This is a genomic window from Parasphingorhabdus sp. (assembly GCF_036964675.1).
In the GTDB taxonomy this organism is placed as follows: Bacteria; Pseudomonadota; Alphaproteobacteria; order Sphingomonadales; family Sphingomonadaceae; genus Parasphingorhabdus.
In genome coordinates, this window is record NZ_JBALTF010000072.1 from 1 (window position 1) to 12,772 (window position 12,772).

General features: G+C 57.7%; 6 protein-coding genes. 3 read left to right on the forward strand and 3 right to left on the reverse strand.

What is annotated here, in order from left to right; all coding sequences use genetic code 11:
- Positions 1-346: 346 nt before the first annotated feature.
- Positions 347-1,783, reverse strand: coding sequence for a glutamate synthase subunit beta (locus V7665_RS11555; RefSeq protein WP_335664690.1), 1,437 nt, complete (start codon positions 1,781-1,783; stop codon positions 347-349).
- A gap of 21 nt (positions 1,784-1,804) precedes the next feature.
- Positions 1,805-6,457, reverse strand: a complete 4,653-nt coding sequence (gltB, locus tag V7665_RS11560) for a glutamate synthase large subunit (protein ID WP_335664691.1) — start codon at positions 6,455-6,457, stop codon at positions 1,805-1,807.
- A gap of 306 nt (positions 6,458-6,763) precedes the next feature.
- Here gltB and V7665_RS11565 point away from each other — a divergent pair, with 306 nt between their 5' ends.
- The 3 genes from V7665_RS11565 to V7665_RS11575 all read left to right on the forward strand — a co-directional run bounded on the left by V7665_RS11565 (position 6,764) and on the right by V7665_RS11575 (position 11,279).
- Positions 6,764-7,708 (forward strand): XdhC family protein, encoded by a 945-nt coding sequence (locus V7665_RS11565; protein WP_335664692.1) that lies wholly within the window; start codon positions 6,764-6,766, stop codon positions 7,706-7,708.
- Between the two features lie 85 nt (positions 7,709-7,793).
- Positions 7,794-10,991 carry an amidohydrolase family protein gene (locus tag V7665_RS11570; protein WP_335664693.1) on the forward strand — a complete coding sequence of 1,066 codons (3,198 nt, stop codon included), beginning with the start codon at positions 7,794-7,796 and terminating at the stop codon, positions 10,989-10,991.
- A 135-nt stretch (positions 10,992-11,126) separates the two neighbouring features.
- Complete coding sequence (locus V7665_RS11575; protein WP_335664694.1) at positions 11,127-11,279, forward strand: hypothetical protein; 153 nt, start codon at positions 11,127-11,129, stop codon at positions 11,277-11,279.
- A gap of 85 nt (positions 11,280-11,364) precedes the next feature.
- Here V7665_RS11575 and V7665_RS11580 read toward each other — a convergent pair whose 3' ends face one another.
- A complete protein-coding gene (locus tag V7665_RS11580; RefSeq protein WP_335664695.1) occupies positions 11,365-12,318 on the reverse strand; it encodes an NAD-dependent epimerase/dehydratase family protein in 954 nt (317 codons plus the stop codon).
- Positions 12,319-12,772 lie beyond the last annotated feature (454 nt).

Genomic DNA, 12,772 nt, shown 5'->3' on the forward strand with positions numbered 1-12,772 from the left:
CTCGGCTCTGGAACGATGCCCCGCATCGGTCCCCCCGCTTCCTCCGTCACCTGCGCCTTGTCCAACCGGAGCAAAGCGCAGATCATCGGCAACGCCGATCAATCCCGCTCCCGCAAACAACGCATTCAAACGTCACAAGCCTCGCTGGCAACCAGTGAGGCTTTTTTGCGTCTGTGTGAAAGTATCGGGCCAGCAAGCACATGCTCAGCACTCGCTGATCGATCCAATGGATGCTGAAAAACGGCCTACTAGGGCAACGCCCCTGCAAAACCTCTATGCTGCTGGTGGGAGGGGACAGGCCGTGGCCTGCCACACTCTCCAACGCTGCTTTCGCCAAAGCTCCCGTTCAGCGCGGAAGCAGGCTCCGGCCCATCAGCTGCAGGTCGACCGCGCGGGCGCATTGCCGGCCCTCGCGGATCGCCCATACGACCAGGCTCTGGCCGCGGCGCATATCGCCGCAGGCAAAAATTCCCGGCTTGCTGGTGCTATAATCCAGGACATTGGCCGCGACATTGCCGCGCGCGTCGAGCTCGACTTCCGACTGATCGACAAGCCCCATCTTGCGCGGGCCGACAAAGCCCATCGCCAGCAGGATCAGGTCGGCTTTCAGCGTGAATTCGCTGCCGGCGATTTCCTGCATCTGGCCGTCAACCCATTCGACTTGAACGCATTTCAGGCCTTCGACATTGCCGTTGGTGCCGACTACGCGTTTTGTCAAAATGGCCCAGTCACGATCGCAGCCTTCCAGATGGCTGGATGACGTGCGCAGCTTCAGCGGCCAGTCAGGCCATGACAAAGTCTTGTCTTCCTTCTCCGGCGGCTTGGGCATGATTTCAATCTGGGTGACCGAAGCGGCGCCCTGACGATTGGAGGTGCCGACACAGTCCGATCCGGTGTCGCCGCCACCAATGACGATGACATGCTTGCCGGTCGCGGTAATGGTGCCGCGCGGAGCGGCCCGCATTTCATCGTCGCCGGCGTTGCGCTTATTCTGTTGCGCGAGAAATTCCATCGCCAGGCGAACACCGGCCATTTCATAGCCGGGAATATCGAGTGTACGTGGCTTTTCAGCCCCACCAGACATTACCACGGCATCATAATTTTCCCGCAGCGATTCCATCGAAACGGTCACACCGACTTCGGCGCTGGTGCGAAATTCGACGCCTTCGGCTTCCATCTGCACCAGACGGCGGTTGATCAGATGTTTTTCCATTTTGAAATCGGGGATGCCATAGCGAAGCAAGCCGCCCATCCGGTCATTTTTTTCAAACAGGGTGACGCTATGTCCGGCGCGGGCCAGCTGCTGGGCGCAGGCCAGACCTGCCGGGCCGGAACCGACAACCGCGACCGACTTGCCGGTCTTTTCTTCGGCTATTTGCGGCGTGATCCAGCCTTCTTCCCATCCGCGGTCAACGATGGAGCATTCGATCGATTTGATATTCACCGGCGCGTCGTCGATATTCAACGTGCAACTGGCTTCGCAAGGGGCCGGGCAGATGCGACCGGTAAATTCCGGGAAATTATTGGTTGATTGCAGCGATTCAAGCGCCGCTTTCCAGTCGCCTTCATAGACCAGATCATTCCAGTCCGGGATGAGATTGTTCACCGGGCAACCGCTATGGCAAAAGGGAATGCCGCAATCCATGCAGCGCGCTGCCTGGTCCTTGAGCTCCTTTTCCGGAAGCGGGATGGTAAATTCCCGATAATGTGTCAGCCGTTCCTTTGGATCAGCATAAGTCGCTTCTTCGCGATCAATTTCGAGAAAGCCTGTTACTTTACCCACGGTCTACTCCAATATTTTCGTTCATTCTGCAGCTTCGATCGTCTCGAGATGCTCTGCTTCGAGCTGTTTCAGCGCCGCAGCATAATCGCGCGGCATCACTTTCACGAAACGACCCAGAGCATCTTCGAAATTATCAAGAATGTCACTGGCCCGCTTGCTGCCGGTGTAGAGTTTGTGACGCTCCAACAATATCCGCAGTCGGGCCGCGTCATGATAGAGCATGTCACCCATGCCATAATCATTGACATCGACCGGAAGCTGATGGGGCGATTTTGTACCTTCGCCATCATCGGGGTTCGGATCGATTGTCTCGATATCCACCATTGCCATATTGCAGCGCTGGCGGAACAGGCCGTCTTCGTCATAAACATAGGCAACGCCGCCGGACATGCCGGCTGCGAAATTGCGCCCCGTTTTGCCGAGCACCGCTACGACGCCGCCGGTCATATATTCGCAGCCATGATCGCCAGTGCCTTCGACCACCGCGACCGCGCCGCTATTGCGGACTGCAAAACGTTCACCGGCAACACCGTTGAAATAGGCTTCGCCGGCGACCGCGCCATAGAGAACCGTATTGCCAACAATGATATTCTCAGCTGGATTGCGATCAACATGGGCGGGCTGTTTGACAACCACCCGGCCACCGGAAAGGCCCTTGCCGACATAGTCATTGGCATCGCCGGTCAATTCGGCACTGATGCCGTGGGCCAGAAAGGCACCAAAGCTCTGGCCCGCCACGCCTTCAAAAACCAACTGGATGGTGTTGGCCGGCAGACCAACATGGCCATAGATTTTCGCAACTTCACCCGACAGCATGGCGCCGACGGTGCGGTTGACGTTTTTCACTTTCCGTTCAATCTTGACGGTCTGGCCATTTTCCAGAGCCGGCGCCGCTGCAGCGATCAAGTCTTTGTCCAGTGCAGCATCAAGCCCGTGATCCTGCGTCATTGTCTGATGCAGCGTTTCCCCTTCCGGTAGATCAACCTGGTGCAGCAAGCGGGACAGGTCGATACCTTCCGCTTTCCAATGGTGCAGCGCCTTGTTCATGTTGATCTTGTCAACGCGTCCGACCATTTCTTCGATCGTCCGGAAGCCCATTTCGGCCATGATCTGGCGCAATTCTTCGGCTACGAAGAAGAAATAGTTGATCACATATTCTGGCTGTCCGGTGAATTTCTTGCGCAGTTCCGGATTCTGCGTGGCAACGCCGACCGGGCAGGTGTTGAGATGACATTTGCGCATCATGATGCAACCGGCGGCGATCAGCGGCGCCGTGGCGAAGCCAAATTCATCGGCACCCAACAGAGCGCCAATGGCAACATCACGGCCCGTACGCAGGCCGCCATCGACCTGAACCGATATTCTCGAGCGCAGTCCGTTCAACAGCAATGTTTGCTGCGTCTCGGCCAGACCAATTTCCCATGGCGAGCCGGCGTGGGTCAGCGAGGTCAGGGGAGAAGCCCCGGTGCCGCCGTCATAGCCGGAAATGGTCAGATGATCGGCACGCGCTTTGGATACGCCTGCGGCAACCGTGCCGACACCCACTTCGGAAACAAGTTTCACCGAAATCCGGGCTCCGGTATTTACATTTTTCAGATCGTGGATCAGCTGCGCCAGATCTTCGATAGAGTAGATGTCATGATGCGGTGGCGGTGAAATTAGGCCGACGCCTGGCGTCGAGTGGCGCACCTTGCCGATATTCTTGTCCACTTTGCTGCCGGGCAGCTGTCCACCTTCGCCCGGCTTGGCACCCTGCGCCATCTTGATCTGGATATCGTCGGCATTGACCAGATATTCGGCGGTGACGCCAAAACGGCCACTGGCAACCTGCTTGATCGCAGAGCGCATTGAATCGCCATTTGCCATGGGTATGAATCGATCCGGTTCTTCGCCGCCTTCTCCGGTATTGGATTTGCCGCCAATGCGGTTCATCGCAATCGCCAGCGTGGTGTGCGCTTCCCGGCTGATCGAACCGAAGCTCATCGCGCCGGTGGCAAAGCGCTTTACGATCTCGGTCGCTGGCTCGACCTGATCGATATCAAGCGGTTCATTGGCCTTGGTAAGCTCCATCAACCCGCGAATGGTGAGCAAACGTTCGCTCTGTTCGTTGATCGATTTGGCGAATTCCGCATAATTTTTCGGGTCGTTGCCGCGCACAGCATGCTGCAAATTCGCGACATTGGCAGGAGTCCATGCGTGCTCTTCGCCGCGCAGCCGGAAGCCATAGATACCGCCGACATCGAGCATGTTCTTGTAAATCGGATTATTGCCATAAGCCTGGCTATGCCGATCCACGGTTTCCTTGGCGATCTCCGCTAGCCCGACGCCTTCAATCATCGTCGCCGTTCCGGTGAAATATTGTTCAACAAATTCACTGGAGAGACCAACCGCATCAAAAATCTGGGCCCCGCAATAACTTTGATAAGTCGAGATGCCCATTTTCGACATGACTTTCAAAATACCTTTGCCGATGGCTTTGATATAATTTTGCTCGACCTGTTGCGTGGTCAGCGGCAGTTCGCGGTGGACGCGAATTTCCTCAAGCGTTTCGAAGGCCAGATAGGGGTTGACCGCCTCCGCGCCATATCCTGCCAGCACGCAGAAATGGTGCACTTCGCGGGCTTCTCCCGTTTCAACAACCAAACCGGTCTGCATCCGCAGGCCCTGCCTGACCAAATGATGGTGTACCGCCGCTGTCGCCAGCAGGGACGGCATTGCGATGCGGTCCGGGCCTTTGGCGCGGTCGGAAAGAATAAGAATATTTCGGTCGGCGAGCACCGCTTCCGTTGCTGCCCAGCACATTTCCTTGATTGCCATTTTAAGACCCGCTGCACCGCTTTCGGCGTCCCAGGTAATGTCGATGGTTTCGGTTCGAAATGCGCCATCCAGCGCATCCTCAACAGATCGGATTTTCAGCAAATCGGCGTTGGTTAGCACAGGTTGGTCAACCTCGAGCCGTTTATGGGTGCCGGCGTCATGACCGAGCAGATTGGGCCGCGGCCCGATCATCGAGACAAGCGACATCACCAGTTCTTCGCGGATCGGATCGATCGGCGGATTGGTGACCTGGGCAAAATTCTGTTTGAAATAATCGTATAGCAGCCGGGGTTTGCTAGAAAGGACAGCAATCGGCGTGTCGGTCCCCATGGATCCGATTGGATCCTGGCCATCGGTGGCCATGGGCTCGAGGAATTTGGTGACATCCTCCTGGGTAAAGCCAAACGCTTGCTGGCGATCCAGCAGTGATGCAGGATTGCCTTGTTCATTCGCATCCGGCGCAGCAACATCGTCGAGATCTTCGAGATCCAGATCTTTCAGATTATACTGCGTTGATTCCAGCCATTTTGCATAGGGCTTGGCTTTCGCGAGATCGGCCTTGATCTCTTCATCTTCAATGATCCGGCCCTGCTCCATGTCGATGAGCAGCATTTTGCCGGGCTGTAATCGCCATTTGCGAACGATATTATCTTCCTTGACCGGAAGCACACCGGATTCTGATGCCATGATGACATGGCCATCATCGGTCACGCAGAAACGGGCAGGGCGCAGGCCATTGCGGTCCAGGGTAGCACCGACTTGGCGGCCGTCGGTAAAGGCGACGGCGGCAGGGCCATCCCATGGCTCCATCAAGGCCGCGTGATATTCGTAAAAGGCTCTCCGGTCAGCATCCATCAACGGATCGCCCGCCCACGCTTCCGGGATCAGCATCATGACCGCGTGGGGCAGGGAATAGCCGCCTGCGACAAGCAGCTCCAGGGCATTGTCGAGGCAGGCTGTATCGGATTGACCGTGCGGGATGAGTGGCCACATTTTGTCGAGGTCGGCGCCCAACAGATCGGATTCCATGGTCCGCCGACGGGCGTTCATCCAGTTGACATTGCCGCGGACGGTGTTGATCTCGCCATTATGCGCGATAAACCGATAGGGGTGGGCCAATTTCCACGACGGGAATGTATTGGTGGAGAAGCGCTGATGGACCATTGCCACGGCGGACGTGGTGAGGGGATCGAGCAGGTCCTTGTAGAAGGACCCGACCTGGTCGGCGAGCAACAGGCCTTTATAGACTATGGTGCGGGTCGAAAAGGACGGCATATAAAATTCGGACAGACCGGGCATTGCATTTTTTTCAGCAATGCCATCGAGCGGATTATGCACTTGTTTGCGGATCGCCAGAATCTTGCGTTCGAATGCGTCTTGATCGGCGAGGTTTTCGCCTTTGCCAATGATCGCCTGGCGAATCAGCGGCATCTGGGCGAGGACGGCTTTACCGATGCCCTTTGTGTCGATCGGGACGTCGCGCCAGCCAATCAAAATCTGGCCTTCCTTGGCGATGAAACGCTCAAAATGCGCTGTCGCATATTCCGCCTCTGCCGGATCCGCCGGGAGGAAGCACATCGCTACAGCATAGTCGCCAACCGGCGGCAGGGTTAGCTTTTTCGAATCCGCCCAATCCCGCAGAAGTGCGTCAGGAATCTGCAATAATATCCCGGCGCCGTCACCCAATAGCGGGTCGGCGCCAACGGCACCGCGGTGATCGATATTGACCAGAATTTCGAGGCCACGTTTAACCGTGAGATGCGATTTCTCGCCCTTGATATTCGCGACAAAACCAACGCCGCATGCGTCATGCTCGTTGTTTGAATCGTACAGGCCTTGACGTGGCGGGAAACTCATATTCCGTCCTTATATTTCGATACAATTTTTGTAATTAAAGTTCTCCTAGATGGAATTTCACGTATTTTGAAGATAAGAATTATACATGCGGGAAAAGAAACATTGCGCGCCTATCCAGACGCGGCAGGAATAGCCGGTTGATTTGGCTGAATTGGGAAGCAATTTCAAAGCCATGGTCATCATCAAAATAGCGGCGCGGCAACCCGCTTTCTTGCCTTCAGACCCCATGGAGATTGCCCCATTTGCCTGTTTGAGGCATGGACCTCTTAGTCAGATCCATATCGGTAAGCGGCAGGACAATCACGTTTGAACAATATTTTGCCCATCTTCGATTTTCTGCGGGTCAAAGCGGAAGCGAACCAGAAAATGGTCTTGATCACGCTGATTGCGGTCACTGGTGCGTCGACTCGCAACCCGGGTACGCACATGGCCGTGGCAGAAGATGGTTCGTCAGCCGGCTCTTTTTCCGGCGGATGCGTCGAGGCCGCCGTGGTCGCCGAAGCGCTGGACGTGCTCAAAAGCGGGGCGGCTCGCGAGATAAGATTCGGTGCCGGTTCTCCCTATCTCGATATCCGCTTGCCATGCGGCGGCGGCATCGACCTGCTGTTCACCCCGATAGCGGATCGCGCGATCGTTGCCGATATTTTCGATCGGGTCAAAAGCCGCGAGCCCTTGACGATCATTCTCGATAGCGACGGCATTCGCTGTGAAGCGCAACTGGCACACAGCAGCGCGGTCGAGCGAGCGGGTGCGCAGATATTGGTGCATCATATTCCCGCTGCCAAGCTGAATATATTGGGACACGGGCCATCGGTCGAAAGCCTGGTCAGACTATCCAGCAGCTATGGCATTGATTGTGCGGTCTTGTCGCCAGACTCCGCCGTGATCGCCGCAGTCCAGGGTCTGGCGATGACAGCCGATCTGCTGAAAACGCCGCAAGCGACGACGCTGCTCGATCCGGATCCATGGACCGCCTGCATTTTCTATTTTCATGACCATGACTGGGAGGCCGCATTGATGAAGCAGGCCTTGGCTTCTGCCGCTTTCTATGTGGGGGCAATGGGCAGCCGCCAGACCCATGCACAGCGGCTGCAATATCTGGCCGACATTGGTGTTCCGGTAGAAAAGATGGCAAATATGGTTGCGCCAATCGGCCTGATCCCGTCGACCCGGGACCCTGCGACACTGGCCTTGTCGACCTTGGCCCAGGTGGTGGAAAGCTATCACCGGCATTTTGGTTTCAAAACTTAGGCCGTTTGGCCATGTTCCTTGTTTCTTCCGAGGAAAAACTGTCATAGACGATCGATAATGATATGTTTTGATCTCGGGGAAAATCATGAAATATAGTCTTGTTACGGTTCTTGCGACGGTGCTTTTTTCAGGGGCTGCGTTCGCGCAGGACAAGCCCGCAGAGAGCAAATGGGATGTCAACGCACCAACTGGCGCGACTATCAAACAGGTGCCGATCAACGTCGACGAAGGCAGCTGGATCGATGTCGATGTCAGCCCCGACGGCGGCAGCATCACCTTTGCCCTGCTCGGTGATATTTACACCATGCCGATCGCTGGCGGAACGCCGACCCGGATCGCCGAAGGCCTCGCCTGGGAAGTGCAACCGCGTTTTTCGCCGGATGGCAAGCGCATCGCCTTTACCTCGGATCGCGGTGGCGGCGACAATATCTGGATCATGAACCGCGACGGCAGCGACAAGAAGCAGGTGACCAAGGAAGAATTCCGCCTGCTCAACCAGCCGAGTTGGAGTCCCGATGGCCGCTATGTTGTGGCCAAGAAACATTTCACCACCCAGCGTTCGCTCGGCACCGGTGAAATCTGGATCTATCATGTCTCCGGCGGCGGCGGGGTGCAGCTGGTCAAGAAGCCCAGCGAAAAGCATCAGAAGGAACTCGGCGAGCCGATCTACGCGCCCGATGGCAAGTCGGTCTATTACACCAGAAATATCACCCCGGGCGGCACCTTCATCTATGCCCAGGACAGCAATAGCGACCTGTTCAACATTGAAAAATATGACATGGAAACCGGTGAGGTCACCACGGCGGTTTCGGGTCTCGGCGGGTCCGTGCGCCCCAATCCGTCTCCCGATGGCAAGAAGATCGCATTCGTTCGCCGCGAGATGACCCAATCCAAACTCTATGTGAAGGATCTGGAATCCGGGGTCGAACGCAAGGTCTATGACGACCTCGATCAGGATGTGCAGGAAACCTGGGCTGTCACCGGCGTCTATCCGAATATGGACTGGACCCCCGACAGCCGCGAGATCGTGTTCTGGGCCGGCGGCAAGATCCGCCGGGTGGCGGCCGATGGCAGCATCTCGTCGATCATCCCGTTTCAGGTCAGCGACACCCGCGGCGTCGCCAATGCTCCGCACCCGAAAATCCCGGTCGGACCGGACAGTTTTACCACCAAGATGCCGCGCTTTGCCGCGGTGTCGCCCGATGGACGAACCGTTGTCTTTGAAAGCCTCGGCAAGCTCTACAGCAAGCCGATGGCGGGCGGCGCGGCCAAGCGGCTGACCAGCGGTTCGGAACTGGAACTATTCCCCTCCTGGTCGCGCGATGGCCGTTCGCTTGTCTATGTCGGCTGGACCGATGCCGGACTGGGCCAGATCAGGACCGTTTCAGCAAGCGGCGGATCGCCGCGCACCGTCACCAACCGGCCCGGCCATTATGCCCGTCCGCATTATTCTCCCGACGGCAAGACCATTGTCTTCGAGATGAAGGAAGGCGGCTATATGACCTCGCCAAACTGGTCGGTGGAGGATGGTGTCTACCGGGTCGCCGCTGCCGGTGGCGCGCCGGTGCGCGTGGCAAAGGGCACCGCCGGACCGCAATATGGCGCGTCCAGTGACCGGATTTTCATGCTCGACAGCGAGGATGACCAGCGCATCCTGATCAGCACCGATATCAACGGCGAAGCCAGGCATGTCCATGCCAAGGGCAATCTCACCAATGACTATATCGTGTCGCCCGATGGCCTGAATGTGGCCTTCCGGGAAAGCTACGAAGCCTATGTCATGCCGCTGATGCCCGGCACTCAGGCGGTCGAGGTCAGTCCGACCAGCACATCGCTGCCGGTGACAAGGGTCAGCGCCAATGGCGCGGACTATATCAACTGGTCCGACGGCGGCCAGAAGCTCCACTGGAGCATTGGCTCTACGGTCTATTCGGCAACGACCAGCGCGCTGTTCCCCAATGCGCCAGCCGCGAAGGACGCGCCCAAATATCAGCCGCCGACCAGCGGCGTCTCGCTCGAGCGGACGATTGCAGCAGAGAAACCGTCTGGAACGGTCGTCCTCACCGGCGCGCGGATCGTCACCATGGCGGGTAGCGATGGCGGCATCATCGAGGATGGCGTGATCGTCATCCAGGGCAACCGCATCGCTGCGGTCGGCCCGCGCAGCACCGTCAGCATCCCCGCTGGCGCAGCGACCGTCGATGTCACCGGCAAGACCATCATCCCCGGCCTGATCGACGCCCATGCCCATGGTCCGCAGGGCAGCGACGAGCTGGTGCCGCAACAAAACTGGTCGCTGCTGCAGAATCTGGCGCTCGGCACCACCACGATCCACGATCCATCCAGCCGTGCCAGCGAGATTTTTGTCGCTGGCGAAATGCAGCGCGCCGGGCTGATCCTCGGCCCGCGCATCTTCTCGACCGGCGAGATTGTCTACGGCGCGAAAGCCGCCGACGTTTATGCCGAGATCAACAATCTCGACGACGCGCTCGCCCATGTCCGCCGCCTGAAGGCACAAGGCGGCCATAGCGTCAAGAATTACAACCAGCCGCGCCGCGAACAAAGGCAGCAGGTGGTCGAGGCGGCGCGACAGGAAGATATGCTGGTCGTCGCCGAAGGCGGCTCGCTGTTCGGCATGGACATGGCGTTGATCGCCGACGGCAATTCGACGCTGGAACATAATATCCCGCTGGAGATTTTCTACGAAGACGTCGTGCAGATGTTTGGGCAGTCGGACACCAATTACACGCCGACCCTGGTGGTCAGCTATGGCGGATTGGCCGGCGATCCCTATTGGCGTCAGGCGACCAATGTCTGGGAAAACCCCCTGCTCGTCCACACGCCACCGACCATCTTGGCGGCAGATACGGTCCGCCGGACCACCGCACCGGAAAGCAATTTCGTCGATGATGACAATGCCCGCGAAGCCAGGAAACTGGCCAAGGCCGGCGTGAAAGTCTCGATCGGCGCGCATGGCCAGCAAGCCGGTATCGGCAGCCACTGGGAACTCTGGTCCTTTGTCCGCGGCGGCATGAGCCCGTTGGAAGCGCTTTCGGCCGGGACCATCACCTCCGCTCAGTCGCTCGGCATGGACAGCGAAATCGGTTCGCTCGAAGTCGGCAAGCTCGCCGATCTGCTCGTCCTCGATGCCGACCCGACCGCCGATATCCGCAACAGCGACAAGATCAACCGCGTGATGCTCAACGGCCGGCTATATGATCCGCTGACGATGAACGAAGTGGTGACCGGCGACAGGAAACGCGCCGCCTATTGGTGGGAGTGAGTCAGGGTCCGGGATTGCTGCGCCTGTCGCGGCAATCCCGATCATCGTCAAAACAGGGCTGCGCCGCCCCACTGCCCGACAACACCCAATCATATGAGTCCAGTCACATGGGGCCAGTCACAAGGAAGTATAGAGATGAGCAAGATCACGGACATGGATTTGCGAGACCCGGGCAAGAGAAGAAAATATGAAAAGCCAGTGCTGATATTGCTCGGCCCGTCCACTGCCACGGACGGTAAAGGCATGTATCTCACATATGAGCTGACCATGGCTGAAGGCCCGAGCTAGCGACCCGCGCGGCGGTCCATATGGTGACAGTGCGGCAATTCACTCTGGATAGGCTGGTGAATTGAGTTGGCTATCACCGTAATTACTAGAGCGCGGCCAGACCCTCCGCTCGGGATATCACCGGCTGATAGTGCAGCTCCGCTGCTGCCTTGTGACCGTTCAGCGTGCAATCGCGTGACATCACCATCGCCGCATGGGCGGTAAGCGGCGGATCGCTTTTCAGATTCAGTCCGCGCCAGACGGCTTCCGCGCTTCGACCAAGCAAATCCGCCAGCCAGGTTGAAATTGATGTATCGGACAAAGTCAGATTGCGCGTCTTCGCCATCGCCGTGATCATGCCTTTCATGCTGATGATACCGTCATCAAGAATGAAATAAGCCGCACCGCCAATGCCCTTGGTCAGCGCCAGCTTGATCGCATGGACCAGATTGTCGATGTGCGTGGTCGATGTCATCGCCCGGCCATGGTTGATCCACATCCATTTGCCAGCCCCGGCCATGGCTTCGATCATCGGTAGCAGGGTGGTATCTCCCGGCCCCCAGATAAAGCGCGGCCGCAGCACGATAGTGGCAAAGCCATCCCGGTTCGCATCGCGGACCAGCCGCTCGGCTTGTGCCTTCGTCGCGCAATAGGGATAGGGGGAATCGGGCGCCAGCGGCACAGTCTCATCCGCATCGTGCAGATCCTGTCCATGGCAGATAGCCGCCTCGGTACCGATATGGATGAAGCGCGAGGCTCCGGCTGTCATCGCCCGGTCCAGCATGGTTCGGGTGCCCACCACATTGGCCTGGTACCATGCGTCCTTTGGCCCCCAGGCTTCGACAAAGGCGGCGCAATGCAGGACGGCCTGACAATTGCCAATATGGTCTGGCGTGATATTCTCGAGGTCACAGCGTATCGGCACCGCCCCCAGTTTCCTGATCATAATATCGGATTTCGAAGACCGGGACATGGCCAGCACTTCATGCCCGCCCGCGACCAGAGCGCTGGTTGCAGCGCCGCCAACGAACCCTGATGCACCGGTAACAAATATCCGCATGTCAGCCTCTCCCGAAATCGTCGCCGATAACGGCAGCACAAGAACAGCAACAAAGTTTGTTGGCAATAACCAATTACGCTACGTCACTATAATTGCGTAATTTCTCATTGGTGGGAATGAGGGGTGTTCGGCTTTGGGAGTCGTTACAACAACCCCCAAACCCACCACCCGAAAATCCCTTTCCTACACCAACCCCAATCGCCTATCTTCCCTACCGGTCCTGCGCCAAGCGCGGGACAGGCTCTTTGACAATCTGGATAAGCGGAGGACCCTGCCGCGCGCGCATGGATCAAGCCCGTCGGATGACACGGCCTTTTGGAAGTTTACACTAGGCGTCAGGCTATTGTCCTACAAAGTCAGGGAATCCGCCGCTTTGGGGCAAAAGTCACGGAAAACAAAAGCAGTCGTTTCTGTAAAGTTTGCGGCGAGGCACAAAATGGTCAGGCTCGCACGA